16 protein-coding genes are annotated in these 15,018 nt (G+C 58.9%); 1 reads left to right on the top strand and 15 read right to left on the bottom strand.

What is annotated here, in order from left to right; all coding sequences use genetic code 11:
• Positions 1-2: 2 nt before the first annotated feature.
• The 12 genes from AERO9A_RS02255 to AERO9A_RS02310 all read right to left on the bottom strand — a co-directional run bounded on the left by AERO9A_RS02255 (position 3) and on the right by AERO9A_RS02310 (position 8,932).
• Positions 3-263 (bottom strand): hypothetical protein, encoded by a 261-nt coding sequence (locus AERO9A_RS02255; protein ID WP_159970288.1) that lies wholly within the window; start codon positions 261-263, stop codon positions 3-5.
• 10 nt (positions 264-273) lie between these two features.
• Positions 274-912, bottom strand: a complete 639-nt coding sequence (locus AERO9A_RS02260) for a thioredoxin domain-containing protein (RefSeq protein ID WP_159970289.1) — start codon at positions 910-912, stop codon at positions 274-276.
• On the bottom strand, positions 909-1,205 hold the full coding sequence (locus AERO9A_RS02265) for a hypothetical protein (RefSeq protein WP_159970290.1): 297 nt from the start codon (positions 1,203-1,205) through the stop codon (positions 909-911). The genes AERO9A_RS02260 and AERO9A_RS02265 overlap by 4 nt, the downstream gene beginning before the upstream one ends.
• The gene (locus AERO9A_RS02270) at positions 1,202-3,994 is read right to left on the bottom strand and encodes a conjugative transfer ATPase (protein ID WP_256665849.1); all 2,793 of its coding nucleotides are present in this window, start codon (positions 3,992-3,994) and stop codon (positions 1,202-1,204) included. The genes AERO9A_RS02265 and AERO9A_RS02270 overlap by 4 nt, the downstream gene beginning before the upstream one ends.
• Before the next feature lie 203 nt (positions 3,995-4,197).
• Positions 4,198-4,641 carry a TIGR03751 family conjugal transfer lipoprotein gene (locus tag AERO9A_RS02275; RefSeq protein ID WP_159970292.1) on the bottom strand — a complete coding sequence of 148 codons (444 nt, stop codon included), beginning with the start codon at positions 4,639-4,641 and terminating at the stop codon, positions 4,198-4,200.
• Positions 4,619-6,106 (bottom strand): TIGR03752 family integrating conjugative element protein, encoded by a 1,488-nt coding sequence (locus AERO9A_RS02280; protein WP_159970293.1) that lies wholly within the window; start codon positions 6,104-6,106, stop codon positions 4,619-4,621. Before AERO9A_RS02280 ends, AERO9A_RS02275 begins: the two co-directional genes overlap by 23 nt.
• Positions 6,093-6,983 (bottom strand): TIGR03749 family integrating conjugative element protein, encoded by an 891-nt coding sequence (locus tag AERO9A_RS02285; protein ID WP_159970294.1) that lies wholly within the window; start codon positions 6,981-6,983, stop codon positions 6,093-6,095. The genes AERO9A_RS02280 and AERO9A_RS02285 overlap by 14 nt, the downstream gene beginning before the upstream one ends.
• A complete protein-coding gene (locus AERO9A_RS02290; protein WP_159970295.1) occupies positions 6,980-7,636 on the bottom strand; it encodes a PFL_4703 family integrating conjugative element protein in 657 nt (218 codons plus the stop codon). Before AERO9A_RS02290 ends, AERO9A_RS02285 begins: the two co-directional genes overlap by 4 nt.
• 2 nt (positions 7,637-7,638) lie before the next feature.
• Positions 7,639-8,016: a TIGR03750 family conjugal transfer protein gene (locus tag AERO9A_RS02295; protein ID WP_159970296.1), complete on the bottom strand. Its 378-nt coding sequence runs from the start codon at positions 8,014-8,016 to the stop codon at positions 7,639-7,641.
• 12 nt (positions 8,017-8,028) lie between these two features.
• Positions 8,029-8,379 (bottom strand): TIGR03745 family integrating conjugative element membrane protein, encoded by a 351-nt coding sequence (locus AERO9A_RS02300; RefSeq protein ID WP_159970297.1) that lies wholly within the window; start codon positions 8,377-8,379, stop codon positions 8,029-8,031.
• A gap of 14 nt (positions 8,380-8,393) precedes the next feature.
• Complete coding sequence (locus AERO9A_RS02305; RefSeq protein WP_159970298.1) at positions 8,394-8,633, bottom strand: TIGR03758 family integrating conjugative element protein; 240 nt, start codon at positions 8,631-8,633, stop codon at positions 8,394-8,396.
• Positions 8,630-8,932 carry an RAQPRD family integrative conjugative element protein gene (locus tag AERO9A_RS02310; RefSeq protein WP_159970299.1) on the bottom strand — a complete coding sequence of 101 codons (303 nt, stop codon included), beginning with the start codon at positions 8,930-8,932 and terminating at the stop codon, positions 8,630-8,632. The genes AERO9A_RS02305 and AERO9A_RS02310 overlap by 4 nt, the downstream gene beginning before the upstream one ends.
• Positions 8,933-9,204: 272 nt before the next feature.
• Between AERO9A_RS02310 and AERO9A_RS02315 the strand changes: the two genes are divergently transcribed.
• Positions 9,205-9,816: a hypothetical protein gene (locus tag AERO9A_RS02315; protein ID WP_159970300.1), complete on the top strand. Its 612-nt coding sequence runs from the start codon at positions 9,205-9,207 to the stop codon at positions 9,814-9,816.
• Positions 9,817-10,631: 815 nt separating this feature from the next.
• Here AERO9A_RS02315 and AERO9A_RS02320 read toward each other — a convergent pair.
• Genes AERO9A_RS02320 through traD form a run of 3 tightly spaced genes read right to left on the bottom strand, consistent with a single transcriptional unit; the run spans position 10,632 to position 15,017 of the window.
• Positions 10,632-12,104 carry a UvrD-helicase domain-containing protein gene (locus AERO9A_RS02320; RefSeq protein ID WP_159970301.1) on the bottom strand — a complete coding sequence of 491 codons (1,473 nt, stop codon included), beginning with the start codon at positions 12,102-12,104 and terminating at the stop codon, positions 10,632-10,634.
• A gap of 10 nt (positions 12,105-12,114) precedes the next feature.
• Positions 12,115-12,864, bottom strand: a complete 750-nt coding sequence (locus AERO9A_RS02325) for a TIGR03747 family integrating conjugative element membrane protein (RefSeq protein WP_159970302.1) — start codon at positions 12,862-12,864, stop codon at positions 12,115-12,117.
• A gap of 11 nt (positions 12,865-12,875) precedes the next feature.
• Positions 12,876-15,017, bottom strand: a complete 2,142-nt coding sequence (gene traD / locus AERO9A_RS02330) for a type IV conjugative transfer system coupling protein TraD (RefSeq protein ID WP_159970303.1) — start codon at positions 15,015-15,017, stop codon at positions 12,876-12,878.
• Position 15,018 lies beyond the last annotated feature (1 nt).

Raw genomic sequence — 15,018 nt, forward strand, 5'->3', positions numbered from 1 at the left:
CGTTAGGTCCTGAATGCGTGTTCGTAGCGAAGCCGTAATTGTGTCCACCATTCGTCCGGCAGCTTGGGGACGTAGCCATTCTGTTCCGCCACCAGGAGACACTGCAATACGACACTGAGGCCTAGTGAAAAATCGTGGTACTTGTCCCTCATTGCAAATAGCAACTCCTCTTCGCAGTGCGGGCACGCATGTTCGTGGGGACTGGATGGGATGGCCTGGGCACGGTTAGCCAGATGTGCGGCATTGCTCTTGGAGTCAGCCATGTAAAGCTCCTTATGGATTTTCTGTCGACGTCGGGTATGGGGGTTGTGCTAGCCAATCGATCGAGGAGAGCAGCGTCGCCCCATCAACAGGCCCTTCGAGCTTGATGGAGTGCCCGGTGAGGTTGTCTACGATGAGCAAGCTGGGGGTTCCGCTGAAGCCCAAGCGTTTGGCCTCCTCCACTTGTTGGTCAATGCGTAGGGCCACCCCGACATCTTCGCTTGCACACCGCTCTAGATCCTCATGCGAGATATTTTCCAGGTCGAGAGGTGCGGTAAAGCCCTGGCCGTTGCTGAGGGTGCGCTCGAGGACTTGATCTATTGCCTGCCAAAAGGCGGTGCCTCCCCTGAGCTTTCCAGCGCATTCCACCAGGCGTGCCTCGTGGATAGCTGCTGTGCCATGGAATGGCAGCGGCAGGTGATGCCACTGCAAGGCTACGTTCTTCTGCGTGCTTACCCATTGCTTCAGCTCGGGTGTATAGGATTTGCAGTACGGGCACTCTAGATCCGCAAACTCGGTGATTGTCCAGCGGGCTTCGTGAGCCCCGTACAGCCAGGGGCCGTCGTGATGCCTGGTCTGACCTTCCAGCATGACGAGGGTGGCCATGGCCAGTACAAGCCCTATGGGCAGCACTTGAGCAGGGAGCTTCATACCTGTGCCCTGCTGCTGGAGGGCGAGATCAGGGCCTGTTTGCGTAAGTTGTCCAACAAGTCCTTCTGCGCGGCCTCCGGCTGAGGGTGCTGTCGGAGCCAATCACCAAGTGCCTGTTGCAGCTGAGCGTCGATGTCCCTGCGATCAACTGCTCGCACCTGGATCAGTTGCAACTGCTCGATCAGTACAGGGGCACAGACCTCAAGGGCCTGCAAAGCATCCTCCCCGGGTTTCTGCAGGAGCTGGGTCAGGCTTTCAATCAGATTCTGGGTCAGGTTATTTAGTGCTCTCATGCCTGGCGCTCCACGGTCGCCGGTGATGTGGGAAAAGTGATTTGGTGAGGAGTGATGCCACGTTTACGGTCCAGCTCAGCTGCGACCTCTAAGGCTGCCTCCAACTCGTCGCAGCCCCGTGCTTGCATAACGTCGTAGCGCTGTTTCTTCTCGTCAGGCTCGGTCATAGCCAAGGCTAGGTAGAGGCTTGGCGGGACAGCGCGGAAAAGCATCTCCATGCTCTTGGAGAGCACCACACCTTCGGTGAACTTGCCGTTCTCCTTTCGGGCCGAGAGCATCATCGACTTCTGTGCCGGCGTGAGCTCACGGAAGCGGGCGATCTTCTCGACCTCGTCTGGCGGCATGTTCAGGCAGATCCACCATTCGATCATGTTCAAGAGCGCCGAGGCCTCAGGCGGCACGTCGTCGACGTTCTGGGTTGCCATCCAGTACCAGGCGCCCAACTTCCGCCACATTTTCGTGATCTTCACTGAGTACGGGGACAGCAGCGGTACCTTGAGTGGGATGTGCCCTTCATCAGTGAACATGATCAGTGGCCGCCCCTTGAATTGATCGCGCTCCGCGATGTTGTTAACGCTGTTGAGCAGGGAGATGTACGAGATGGCCATCTGGGCGCTGTAGCCTTCGCGCGCATAGGTGGCCAAGTCGACAATGGTGATGTCCGCCTCGGGCCACGGAGTACCGGGTCGGTTGAACATCTCGCCTTCAGTACCCATGCAGAACATGGACATGGCTTCCGCCATCTCCAGGAAGCGATTGCGGCGGGTTTCCGGGTAGCTTGCATCCATGCCCGCGTCGCGGATCGTGTTCCGCAGATCCTCGGGCAGCACGATGCGCTCTTCCGCGGCACATTTCTTGGCTGCGTCCAGGATGAACTGGCGGATCGCGCTTCGGTCTGCCCGGGTAAGGCGCTGGTCCTCTTTGTCCTCGCCACCTGTGATCATCAGGCGAGCGGTGATCTCCATTTCACCCAGAATGTCACGCTGTTCATCTTCGGTTTGGCTGGCCAGGTGTTCGTCGGAGGCCTCGAGGTCATCAGCGCGTAGCACCTTCACCTTCTCTGGGGCTTCTACCAGTTTCACTGCGTCAGCGAATGGCGCCAGACTCACGCCAGAGCCTGGGGCCAGGCGAACACGGTTCACGGTCAGGCCCAGTTGCTTCGCAAACTCGCCGAGCAGGCCGAACGAGTTGCCGGCCTCCACGATAAACAGGCGCGGACGATAGATGGCCAGCACCTGAGAGAGGATGTTGGTCGCGGTGGCCGATTTACCCGACCCGGTGGGGCCGAAGATGAACATATGTGCGTTCATCTGGCGATCGAGCCGGTTCAGTGGGTCGAAGGTCAGTGGGGCTCCGCCGCGGTTAAACACAGTGATGCCTGGGTGGCCGGTACCGGTTGAGCGGCCCCAGACAGGTGCGAGGTTCGCGATGTGCTGGGCGAACATGAGTTGGACGTACCAGTCCATCGCACGGCGTTGATTCGGGTCGAAGTTGCCCGGCAGCCAGCGCAGATAGCTGTTGAGCGGGGCTACCTCGTTCTGCGGTTCAACCGGCGACATGCCGGCGCCGAGCAGGGCGTTGCTCAACTGCAGGCTCCGCTCCTGCAGTTGAGCGTGATCCTTGCCGCGCAGGTAAAACGCGACACTGCCGCGATAGAGCTTATGCTTGCGGCCTAACAACTGCCTGGCCGTGGCGACGTCTTCACGGGTGAGGGTGGAGGCTTGAGTGTCGCCGACGGCTTTCTTGGACAACTGCTCCAGATGGCCTTCGAGGGTGTCCTGGGGGGTGATCACCAGGGTGATGCAGAGAATCGTGTCTTCCGGCAACTGATCGAACAGAGCATTGAGCGCATCGCCACCCTTGCGCGTTTCACCCGTCAGGTGGCCGGTCTTGGGGGCTTCGCGCAGGCGATCGAGCATGACGACGCGGTGCGGCATGCCGTCGAAGTACCACAGTCCTTTTTCGGTATTGGAAACCGGCTCTCTGTAGCAGAGGTTCTGCGAGAAGTCGGTACCGCTCGCCAGCGGCAACTCGCCTTCTGGAAGCTCAGTAACAGGCTGGCAAACCGTCTCGTAGAAACGACGGATATCGGCATCAGTTGGTCCAATGTGGTCCGGGTGTGGGTTGAACCAACGGACCAGCCAGTGGCGAATGGCGTGGCCATCCATGCGCTTAGCCTTGATGCCGGCGTTGGCCATGCCGCCCAGTAGGCGATCACAGATCACTTTCAAGTAAGAACCGGGCTCTTGGCCGCGTACCTCGTTGTCGGCCTTCCTGACACGGCGATAAACCACTAGGCGAACCTTCCGCTGCTGTCCGCGCCAGGGCAGATGGCTCACCTTGGTATCGTCGAAGAGGCCCCCTGGCTTGGAAATCGCCTCCAGGTGCTGTTTGAACAGCTGCAGGTAGAGCTCGCTGAATGCGGTGCCTTGGGCACGTGGCTGCACGTAGTTGTGTAGTTGCTGCAGGTACTCATCCCACCGGATCTCGTCCTGGGCATACAGCTGCATCACCCAGGGTGAGGTTTCCATTTCATCGAACGAGTCCTGCAGGGCGTTCTCCAGCGCATCGCGCACCTTGCGCAACCATTCTGGATCTCGACCTTCTGTGCCGATCGGCGTGATTTCGAAGAATGCTGCTCTAGAGACTCCGTCCTCGAGGAGCATTACCTTCTCATTGGGGAGGTAATCCACCCAGGGCAAGAGGTCGACGAAGGAAGGATCCACGTCATACATCCTGGCAACGTCTGCATGGGTGGCTGGCTTCTGCTGGGGATTCCGCCAATCCATAGGGGCAGGGATACCTAGCTGGGCTAGGCGATCAAGGTAACGCTCAGTGGCGTCCTCGGTTGCAGCGGATGAAGGTGGGTAGGCGTCCTGGTGCGGGGGCTTGTCGGTGGCCATGTCCGGCAGGGGGCCGAGCTCGGTAGCCTGCAGTCCTGGTTCTACTCGGGTGCGTGCTTGACGACCAAATAGGCGCTCTACGATTCCCATTAGTAATCCTCCGTCCGTTCACCGGGCATTGCGTACTGCACCCGCTGGTACAGGGGGAAAACGGTCGTGTAGCCCGGGACAGGGGCAGGGTCGGATCCCGCGAGGTGGGGGAACACGTACATGACCAAGTCGGGGTTAGGCAGCCGCTTGAATTGGCTGTAGATCTCGTTCTGAGCTGTGCGGGTGAAGGCAGCGTGGTCGTTGATCGCTGCAGCCTGTTGCGCTTCCAGCGGACGACGTAGGGCCTGACGGGCGTCCATTAGGCCTCTGCTGTTAGCGCTGCCTGCCGACCCAGTAGTGCCGTTCTCCCAGACATCCATCATGTTGGTTTCCCCGCGGGGCAGCATTTCTTCAGAGCTTGTGGAGCAGCCGCTGATCAGGACGGTGAAAGCCAGACAGGTCCAAGCCGCTGGCTTGGATTTAGTCGAGATTTGCAGAAACATGAGTAGCTCCAGAGCTGTAGTCGACCTTGCGGCCCTTCAGTTCATAGTCGATTGCTAGTTGCTGATCGAGGTGGATTGCGACCTTCGCCCCGGGCTGGACGTAAACCGCAGCGAAAGCCTCCCCGTAGAGCTTGTTCATCCACTGGCGGATGTCGTTGACGCCCCCTGTCAGGATGGAGTTGATAGCGGAGTTCTGAGTGGTACCGGTGGTGCCAAAGGATGTGCCACTACCGCTGCTGTAGACTGTCGAGGTGTTGCTTTCATCGGCATCGAGCAGCTTCGCAACGCCGGCGCCGGCAGCTGTTATCAGGCTTTGGTTACCCAGGTACTCCTTCGCGTTTGAGCGTCGATCGCCGGCAATGCACGGAATCCCATAGGGGTCGCTGATCCATCCCAGGCCGCCCTGGATCGTCTGCTGCCCGCTGCTGGTCTGATTGTTGTTCTGGTTGCCGTTCGACTCCTCGGCCGGGGCCGGGAAGGTTCGGATGGTACCGTCGCTGAACACGAACGTGAGGCTGCGGATCTGCCCGCGAACGCACGATAGCGTCCAGTCGCCAGAGGCCGTGCCGGTGGCCACCGCACCTTCGACGTCGGGGATATCAATGCCGTTGGCAGTCAGGTTGTCCGGCCCAATCAAAACCTTGAATGGGTATGGGTCGTTGACGGTTCCGTCGACTGGCACCCGGCCTATCAAGGCTGACATGGCCACCGAGCCCATCAGGGTCGAGTTCTGGGGCAGGGTATAGGTCTTGCGGACTTGCTTACGGACGTCTTGGTCGGGCATCTCCCCACCAATGCTCTGGGCGCTGGTGTTCAGCGTGTTCTGGCCACGATCAAGTGCTTGGCCGAAAGAGGACGGGAAGTTGAATCCGCTCGGCGTCAGGCTCGATCCAGGTGCAATTGGTTTGCCGTTGGCATCGACGGGTGTGGCGTCCTGGGGCTCAATCCAGACGATGTCCAGTCCTGGGGCACCCTGGAAGCCTTGACCATCGCCAGGTTGAACACCAAAGCCGATCGGCAGATCACTACCGGCACTACCGGCACTTTGCTTGCCCAGGGTATCTAGCTGCTTTTGCAGCATTCCGAGCATGTTCTGACTCTGCTCTTGCGACTTCTGCTCAAGCTTCTGTTGAGCACTGTCCAAGCGCTGAGCGACCGTCTGGTCGATGTTGCCCAGGCGTGTTTGCAACTCCTGGTTTTGGCGTTTCAGCTCCTCGTTGTTGTTGAGCGCCTGGCTGACCTGGTCTTTGAGCTGTTTGCTTTCAGCCACAATGGTGCGCAGGGTGTCGCTGGGAGTGTCCCCATCGACACCGAGCGCTTTGGCTTGGTCAGCGGCTAGCCGTGGCTTGGACTCACCTCCGGTTTGGGAGCCGCCGGTATTCGAGCAGCTCCTGGTTGCGACAACCAGAACGAGGATCGCGAAGGGGATCGCGAGCCACTTCAGTAGAGCGTTATCTTTGAGCACGGTTACCTCCCTTCGGATCGATCTGGCCAACACCGGATGGCAGCAGGGCGTCGGCAATACTGCGTCCTTGCGTCACCAGGTACACCGTGGTGGTATCGCTGGCATCACCTTTAGCTCCGAGGTAGGGGTGCTGAAAGGTGGCCGCGACAAAGCTTCCCATCAGGTCGCGAGGATCCAAGACCAGCTGTTGCGTGCTGGTGTTACGCAGTTTCACTGCCGTTACGGAAAAACCATCCAGACGCCAGGCCCCCAAGATGGAGGCTTCGATAGGTAAGGATGGCAGCAGCGTGCTGACGTCCAGTCGCCTATTGGTGTTGACCTGGGCGATACCCTCAACTGGCTCTACCGTTCGCAATGGGGCGTACAGCATTTGCGCGGCGTAGCGCGTCAGGACTACTGGGATCGGTGTTTCACGGCGCACTACGGGTTGCTCGGCGGTATCACTCTCTTGCTGGGTGGAGGGCTTTGCGTTCTGGGTGGTGGTGCTGGTCACTTGGCCGTAACGAGCGGAAGGGTTGTCGCCAGCGACGATCTTGACTGGCTCCAGGGCCGGTAGATTGTCCTGCCCGGGGGTGGCAGCGATATCAACCAGCATGATTTCCCCACTGGTGAGGTTCTGCAGTTGCAGGCGAGTCGGCTCGATTGGCGCGCTTGCCAGTAGGTACAGCGCGCCGCCTGTGCTTTGCACGCGCAGCTTGCCTTCCAGGTTTCGTGGCACCCCTACCCGCACGTTCTGGTCGACGAAAACAATGCGTTCCTGGCCCACAATCAGTGGGATTGCCAGCGGTAGGCGATCCCAGCGCTGGATCTCGACAGCGCCTGCAGAGAGAGTGAACAGGGCGAGGGCTATGCCGGCACAGCGAGCAAGGCAATTCATTGCTGGCCTCCAGACACTTCGACTTCTTCGGCAACCTCGATGCGCTGGGGATTACCGTCGTAGCAGTCCCACTGCAGCCCGAACGGATTTCTCTCGGGATCCATATCGGAACGGATGATCCTCAGTGGGTAGCGGGCGAGCGCACGCTTAACCCGCTCGCCGCCGTAATGCTCGTCGGCGGTGACGTCGAGGTTTATCGTCCATTCGTTGATGGAATTCTGGATGGTGTGCTGTTCCTGTTGGTCATCGACTCCGCGACCGGGGATCTCGAACACGCCTCGTTCACGCTTGCGGAGCTCGCCTGCGTTGCGGCGCAGTTCATAGTCCTTTTGCAGGTAGGCTTTGCAGTTCGAGGTCAGGTAGGCATCAAGGCGGTAGATATTGTCCTGGTAGTCGGTCTCACCATCTGTCGGCCAGCGGTTCATCTGCTGGAAGATGTACAAACCGAAGGCGTACACGCTCTCAGGGGGTATATCCCACCACTTGCGGGTGCTGCCTGAACGGAGGTCTGGTGGTACATGGATGGTCAGATCCTTGGGCGCTGTCCACCAGCCGTAGGCGAATGCCAGGCAAAGAGCGAACACAAGCCCCAGGGCTATCCGCAGGCTAACGATGTGGGCTTGTTGGGCATCTACTTTCTTGCGATAGGTCATGCTCACTCCGTGCGATGACAGGTCCACGCACCGGAGCGTGTTATCAGACCGGCGCTGCTCCAAGACGGCATGTATTGGGCGATGGAGAGTTGAACCTGGCGATAGAACCAAGTGTCTGGGCGACCACGTTTCATACGGCGCAGGATGCGGCTTGCGACAAGGAGTCCGAATACCCCGCCGAGAAGGGCCCCGCCGATAATCAATGCCCAGATCTGGGTAGCGATCGCGACAGGGGTGCCAATCACGAAGCCTGCTCCACCGCTAAGCAGCACGGTGGTCCACATCTCGTCAGCGGTGAGCCCCCCCATCACTACAGGTTGGTTGTTCAAGCGCACTGGCAGAAAACTGAGGGTGCCGTCGTCTTGGCGATCTTCGGACATACCTAGCCCCCGTCAGAGAATGCTGGTGGCTTTGGTCACGAGGAAGATGCCGATGCCCAGGATGCCGACGCCGACGGCTGCGGTAGAGCCAAGATCGCGCCACTTCTTCTTGCCGTCGTGGATCTCGTGGTAAACGCCGAAGGCGTGCCAAGCCACGCCCAAGAACATCACGCCCAGTACGATCAGGCCCAGTAGCATCAGCCCGTCGAAACCGTAGTTCTGCATGGTCTGCATCAGGTTGGTGCCTTCGCCGCGGGTAGGGGCTTGGGATTGAGGCAGGGCGGCCAGACTCTGTTCAGAGAGGGCGAAAGAACCGGCTACGAGAGTAGTACCGATGAGCTTTTTGGGCGTGAGATTAGGCATGGAGACTCCGAGTGTTAGCTGAGGACAAAGAAGGTGAGGATCATGCAAAGGATGATGATGCGGACTGCCGAGCCTGCTGCGATTGAGCGCTCAAGGTTGTTGGTCGCCCAGCCCCTGTAGGTGCTGTACATAGCCCAGGCCGCCCACAGGTAGAGGAGCGCGACACAGAAACCGACGAATAGGGTGAAGCTCGCGCTGGGGGGAAATCCTCCAGCTGCCTGGAATGCAGAAGTCTGTGCGGCAGTCATGCTCATGGCATCCGGCCTCCAGTGAGCGTGTAGTCGCCGGTCAGCTCCACCGGGTCGCGTGGTTGGGCGCGGCTGGGGGTGAGGTAGCCTTGGAGTCCTTGGCGAATGCGCTGGATATCCGTAGCAAGCCGCTCGTAGTCGAAGAAGTAGCGTTGACCTGGCTCATCAGCTACTTGGGCGCTGCGGCGTGCAGTGTCCTCAAGGGCATTAAGCTGGCGGATCATCACCTCTAGATTTGCCTGCTCGGAGGCGCTTGAGGCTTTAGCCTCGGTTGAGGCCAGGCTAAAGCCGACCAGGGTGGCCATGGCAAACGGGAGGAGGCGGCGCTGATTTGCGGAGAGGGGCGGATGCGGTTTCACGGCTTGGCTCTAGCAGATCTGGGTGATGTCAGCTTGCCGTCTGCCCTTGTTGCTCGCTGCAAGAAATCCATTTCCCAACCACCATGGATTTCTTCCTGGTGATTGACCGCCAGTCGATGCACGCAGGATTCTCGGGCCCTGTGAGGTGTCATGGTGCGCTTGAGCTTCCTGGATCAGTGCCATAGGCTTCGTCGCTTTCCTAAATTGCAGGGACACTGATGAAGGGAAAATATTGGCCGGATCACTTGGCTGCAGGTTCTATCGATGTAGGCGGTAGCAGCTTTTCGCTTGCTCACCTACGCCAGCAGCGGTTCATTGCCAACATTGCTGAGGCAGATGGAAAAACCATCCAGCTTGCCCTTGATGTCGAGTTCAGTTCTCACTGTGTCAGCAAGGGGCCGAGGAATGGCACCGCTTTCGACTTTTCGGTGATGGGCTATGACCAGTTGCTGATTGACCATCGGAACAACTGGCGGGCGTTCCACGCCGGGCGCCATGGGTTGTCCTATCTGCTGCCCGGTATCATGGGGACACTGCACGAACGACCGTGTCTGTTCACCGGGCACGAGAACTTCCTGACAGTCGAGCTCCACCAACTGCTGCCAGGCTATCCGCCTGGATCTCAGTACGAGGTTTATTTCAGCGCAAGGCAGGGCAGCGATCAGAACTCGGTGAGGGTGATTGTGGAAAGCGCATACGTGCGCGACGGCGATGCAGATAACGATCCCTACAAGTTCAAGAAGGATGATCGCATCAAGGGCTGGCGATTGCTGCTGAAGAAAGCGCGAGGGGAGGGGGTACGCCGTCCGCCAAACAGAGGTCGGCGATAAACTGTTACCCCAGAAAAAGCAAACCCCCTGTGAAGGGGGTTTCGCGGATGCCCTTAGGAATTTCTCCCATCAACCGGCAAGGCCTGGAACCTGTGGCGGCATCTGAACACTCTCGGTAGTAGAACTACGCGAAAGCTCCGTATATATCCAGACACCCAAATCCTAGGCAAATAAGGCGCTTCCGTCAATCAAATTTGAGTAACGCCCGCCAGTGTTTCTCGGGGGCGGAGGGCTACTTTGCCGGCCTTTTTACGCCATTGCTCATATAGCCGGCCTGTAGATTCGAAAACCGCTTCCAAACCCACTCCCTGGTACTTGTGAAGGCCCCAGAGTCGGGCTGCCCGGCACGTGAGGCCCGCTCCGAAACCACAATCTCTTGAGCCAGACTGATACACCACTCAAGTGCGTACGGTGCTTCATCCTGGAGAATATTGTCCTGGACGTGGTGGTTCACCGATAAACAGGCTCTATCCCACCAGCAACGGAGTTTCTGAAGCTCCTCTCGAAGTTCCTGGTCATCCGGAAGACGTCCATCTATCTGTCCTTGGTGGAGCGCCTGCAGGGCAGCGTCGCGTCGGCGTCTTTTCTCCTGGTGCTCCTCATAATGCTCGCTACAGAGGCCGGCAAACTGCAGCGGCTCCTCGCAGTCGCTATGGGAGCAGACGGTTGTGCGTTTACGCATAAGTCAGTTCCTCTGACGGGCGGCAAAAGCCCACAGCTGTCTACGGCTGAAACGTTGATAGCTCAGCTTAACAGCTCGAGGTATTGATGAGCGAACCAGGTCGATCAGCTTCGTTGGCGGAGCCTGTTGGCTGTTACTGACGCTGCGCTGCCAATGGCCCAGGTTCCCGGGCGTCGACATACCGCTGCATGATCGACAGAACCATGCTGTTGAGTGCAAGTATCTTCATTGCTCGGGTGGCCGCGACGTACAGCAGATTCAGCTCATCGTCCCGTTTTCCACTGTCAAGGTCTGGTGCCAGCGGGTCAGCGGTGAAGTCGTCGTAGAGGGCGACGAAGTCCCATTCTAGCCCCTTTGCCTTGTGCCCGGTGGTGAGCGTGACAGTTGCGTCCAGCTCGTCGGTCAACGTGCAGGCGCGCAGCGCGAGAATCCGCTGGGGTAGGTCTGGGTAAGCTGAAATGATCTTGATGGATCGGAGCATCTCCGAGTCTTGGCTCACCTCGGCTATTTCAACGTACTGGGCGTAGTCCCGATAGTCGCGCAGCAGCTTGCGGTTCTGCACTTCCTGATTGCGGCCGCGACTGAATAGGAACAGGTCCTCAAGGTCGCGCAATGAATAGCTGTCGATACCGCCAACCCAGAAGATCCTGGGCTGTCTTGGTACCAGGCTCAGCGCGTTCTCTATGACACCGACAACCGTCCGGTGGATAAACGTCCGATGGGGAATATCTACCGGCAATGATCGTTTGACCTGCGTATTGGGCCCCAATCCTTGCAGCTTCCTGGTCTCGCCTTTGTAGGAGAGGATGATGTTGGCCACGTGGGCAATCGCTGGGCCGAAGCGGAAACTCTGGGTCAGGTAGTGGCGCTCGGCGTCAGCCATCCAACTGCTGCTGAGGGCATCTTCTGCGCCCCTGAAGCGGTAGATCTGCTGGTGAGGGTCACCAACTGTGATCTTCCGGATGCGTTGGATCCGCACAATGTTGGCGATTACCGGGTTCACATCCTGGCCTTCGTCCATCAGGATGCCGCCGAAACGCTGGCTCAGGTCAGGCTGGCTCAGTTGGTAGAGCTTGAGGTATCCATCGTGTGTGATCTGCAGCCCAGTGTCCTGCAGGTCAATCATTCTGTTCCAGATTGTATTGGCAAGGTGCAGAGCCTTACTCAGGAAGCGCTCCTGGGCGCTGGTTAGCATCCGCTGTTCCCTGAAACGGGGGAAGTGTTGTTGCCCGATGGCCATGTCGGCGCTGGCCATGAAATTGTTCAGCGTGGTCAGCACATCCCGGACCAGCTCCCAGTCCTGAGTGTTCATTGCCCGAGCGATATCGGTGAGGCGCAGATTGTTGGTCTGCTTGTGGGCGTACTGGGAGCCATAGACCGCATAGGCCAGTCCGTGGGCAGTTTTGCAGACCACGTTCCTGGGGAAGCGTCCCTTGGCTGCCTGCTCGACGGATTTGTTGTAGCAGAGGTACAGCAGCTTCACCGATGAGTGGTGTTTGGCATAGCCCACCAGCGTTGTGGTCTTGCCAGTGCCGGCGAAGGCTTGAATCAGCAGCTTACTGGCTTCTGAGTTGATGATGGGCTGCTGTTCATGGGTCCACTGCACTGGTTGGCTCCTACAGGTATTTCTTGAAACTGGATGCGGTGATGCAGACGGAAAGTCCGAGCAAAGCCGCGCATGGCAGCAGAATCAGCAATGGGCTGATGCTGATGGGGATCGCCAGATACACCGTCCAGGGAATGATGGTCAGCGGTACGATGGTGGCCCTGGCCTTGTGATAGAGGTAACTGGACTCCCGGCCAGAACCGAACTTTCTCAGGTCGCGGCGTACAAGACCGTCGACCAAACCGGTGAACGCGGCTAGCACGAAGAGCGGTATTGTGAGCGTCAGGATTACGATCCGTACGCAGAAGGTCAGCACCGTATAGAGCGCTGCCAAGCCATAGTCCTCCATCTGGATCAGTACCCAGCCGATCTGGTACCTCAGGTCGTAGCCTTCGACATGACGGGCCGAGCGCGCGTAGTGAGTCAATGAGTTGATGCCGTCCTGGAGTCCGGACTGCACCATCAACCAGTCGTACACCAGATGAGCTAGCCAGGTCGCTGTTTTCCCCGGCTCTTGGATGATCACGCTGTGTAGCAGATCCTGAGACAGCCAACGAAGCTCATACTCGAACATGGTCTGGGCATGCCGCCAGCCGGCTTCTGGCCAGAAGACGTAGAGGCACAGCCACTCAATCACGATGGCGCCGAGCAGGGAGCCGAACATGACCCCAATGAAATGGAAGGGCATGCTGAATAACATGCCGAAGAAGGTCTTCTGACCCTCTTGTTGCTGCTGGGCCTTCTCTGCAATGTCAGCCATGGTTCATGCCCTCACGAGACTGCTTCGCCATTGGCGAGGCCTCGGAAGTTATCGACCAGATCGGCCGGAAGCGAATCGTTGAGCGACTGATAACCTGGTGCCTCCCACCAGTCGTTCTTGGTGGCTTGTCCCTTGCGCATGCTGTCCGCAAGCTCCTGCAGGTCTTTCGGCATCACCTCGTCAGGGTCGCTTGCCGGCAGCGGCATGCGGATCTTCCAGAGGTTTCCGCCCTCGATCAGGGCAAAGCACTGACCCTTCGGCAGTCCAACGACATGGCCAGGCTCAATCATCGGAACGCTGGTCGACTGAATCTGGTCATTGGTGTTCGATGTGAACGCGGTATTGCCATTCACTGTGTCGTTCGCGCTACTTGCCGGTACGCTGTTGAAAACCTGGACCTTCGGCAGTTGGTTGGTGAGCAGCTCGGCTGTGGCAGTCTCCCGCACGCGCAGCATGAACAGGTTGTTGAAGTTACCGATGACCTGCCCAGCCTTGGCGCGGGAGCCGAGCTTGGCCTCGATGTCGCTCATAGTCTGGGTGTAGGCGGTGACCTGCATGCCGGCGCCGCCTGACTTGTTCACCATAGGGATGAACTCATCGCCGATCAGCTCGTTGAACTCGTCGGCATGCAGGTTGATGGCCACTTTGCCGCTGCCCGCACCTGGTAGCCCGTCATCGATGCCGAACTTGTAGATATGACCGGCGACCGAGACCAGATCGCTGAACATGGAGTTTCCTACGGCAGCTGCCACCTCAGTGTCAGATAGGGCGTCCAGGCCGATGTAGACGACGGCACGTTTGCGGATCACCTGCATCCAGTCGAAGATCGGCCGTGGGTCATTCAGATCCTGGTAGTCGGGGGACAGAAGCTCGGCGATCCGTCCGGTGGTGAGCTTCTCCAGCAACGGCAGCAAGGACGCTACGATCTTGTCGAAGTAGGTCTTGTCGTAGCGAACAGCCGAGCGAAGGCCGTCCATCACTGGGTCGGAGATTCGTTGCTGGGTGACGTACATATCGATGGCCACCACCCGTAGAGGACGGTCTTTCATCGCAAAGCTGAGATTCTTGCGATCAATCTTGCCCTCAATCATCACGATGGCTTCCCAGGCCTTTGGGTCGTGTTCGTCGAAGTATTTCTGAGCGTACTCGACGAATAGGGCATCGATGTTGATGACGTGCTGGAGGATCTGCTCGTAGTCCGGGCGCCGGCCCAGCGCTACCAGGGCGCGGGCAATGATGTTGACGAATCGCCAGGCGAACTCCCGGAAGGCAGCCGAGTTGCCTTCACCGGAGAGCTGACCAGCGATACGTGTGGCGACTTCGGAAATGCGGCCGAAGCGGCCAACAGCGTTATAGCGTGCTGAGTGATCCGGCCAGCCCAGGTGAAACACATAGAACTCGTCGAGCCGGTCGGCGCGCTTGCACTCGATGTACATACGTTTGAGCAGATCGGCGTCACCCTTCGGGTCGAAGACGATAACAACTTCATGCTGTCCGCCGCGCTTGCGGCGGATGTCTTGGGTGATGAACAGCTCAGCCAGCCGGGTCTTGCCGACCCGTGTGGTACCCAGCACGAGCGAATGGCCAACCCGCTCGCCCAGGGGCAGGCTGACGTCATGCTCATCTGGCTCAATGCCGTGGATCCTCGGCAGGCCGCCAACGGGTGGTAGTGGCCGCATGGGGTTGATGCTGATGTTCCAGGAGGTGGCCTTGGCCAGCAGCTTCAGCGGAAATGGGGCGAATTCGAGTCGCTCCTCGAGGCGACGAGCTCGTTGATAGAGCGGTGTCGGTTCAACATACGGGGCGAACTTCGGTAGGTAGGTGTCCATCAGCCGCTGAGTGTGTTTCTGCGTCCAGCGAAAGCCCTTACCAATGAACAGCCGCTCATTGCTGACCGGCATGTCTTTGCTGGTCATGGTGTAGAGCGGTAGCCGGCGAATGTTGCGCCTGTACCGTAGCACCACCAGGGCCTGCTTCAGCCGGATGCTGCCCAGTGCCAGGAAGCCGACAGAGGCGACCAGCCCGAACAGCGGCGTGAGGGCCAGGGACGAGGGTGAGAGCACGCACAGGATGGCAGCGGCATAGCTGACGGCTACGGAGTAGAGCTCTACGGCAGGCCGTAGCAGCGTCTCGATGGCAAAACTGTTGGCCATG

Origin of the sequence: Pseudomonas sp. 8Z (assembly GCF_902506535.1) — a bacterium.
Classification (GTDB): Bacteria; Pseudomonadota; Gammaproteobacteria; order Pseudomonadales; family Pseudomonadaceae; genus Aquipseudomonas.

What these genes read in the sequence shown, in the direction of transcription:
- AERO9A_RS02270 (WP_256665849.1), bottom strand. Translation starts at nt 3,994, where the DNA reads ATGGATTGGCGGAATCCCCAGCAGAAGCCAGCCACCCATGCAGACGTT.
- AERO9A_RS02325 (WP_159970302.1), bottom strand. Translation starts at nt 12,864, where the DNA reads ATGGCTGACATTGCAGAGAAGGCCCAGCAGCAACAAGAGGGTCAGAAG.
- traD (WP_159970303.1), bottom strand. Translation starts at nt 15,017, where the DNA reads ATGGCCAACAGTTTTGCCATCGAGACGCTGCTACGGCCTGCCGTAGAG.
- AERO9A_RS02265 (WP_159970290.1), bottom strand. Translation starts at nt 1,205, where the DNA reads ATGAGAGCACTAAATAACCTGACCCAGAATCTGATTGAAAGCCTGACC.
- AERO9A_RS02290 (WP_159970295.1), bottom strand. Translation starts at nt 7,636, where the DNA reads ATGACCTATCGCAAGAAAGTAGATGCCCAACAAGCCCACATCGTTAGC.
- AERO9A_RS02255 (WP_159970288.1), bottom strand. Translation starts at nt 263, where the DNA reads ATGGCTGACTCCAAGAGCAATGCCGCACATCTGGCTAACCGTGCCCAG.
- AERO9A_RS02285 (WP_159970294.1), bottom strand. Translation starts at nt 6,983, where the DNA reads ATGAATTGCCTTGCTCGCTGTGCCGGCATAGCCCTCGCCCTGTTCACT.
- AERO9A_RS02300 (WP_159970297.1), bottom strand. Translation starts at nt 8,379, where the DNA reads ATGCCTAATCTCACGCCCAAAAAGCTCATCGGTACTACTCTCGTAGCC.
- AERO9A_RS02315 (WP_159970300.1), top strand. Translation starts at nt 9,205, where the DNA reads ATGAAGGGAAAATATTGGCCGGATCACTTGGCTGCAGGTTCTATCGAT.
- AERO9A_RS02310 (WP_159970299.1), bottom strand. Translation starts at nt 8,932, where the DNA reads ATGGCCACCCTGGTCGGCTTTAGCCTGGCCTCAACCGAGGCTAAAGCC.
- AERO9A_RS02295 (WP_159970296.1), bottom strand. Translation starts at nt 8,016, where the DNA reads ATGTCCGAAGATCGCCAAGACGACGGCACCCTCAGTTTTCTGCCAGTG.
- AERO9A_RS02260 (WP_159970289.1), bottom strand. Translation starts at nt 912, where the DNA reads ATGAAGCTCCCTGCTCAAGTGCTGCCCATAGGGCTTGTACTGGCCATG.
- AERO9A_RS02305 (WP_159970298.1), bottom strand. Translation starts at nt 8,633, where the DNA reads ATGAGCATGACTGCCGCACAGACTTCTGCATTCCAGGCAGCTGGAGGA.
- AERO9A_RS02275 (WP_159970292.1), bottom strand. Translation starts at nt 4,641, where the DNA reads ATGTTTCTGCAAATCTCGACTAAATCCAAGCCAGCGGCTTGGACCTGT.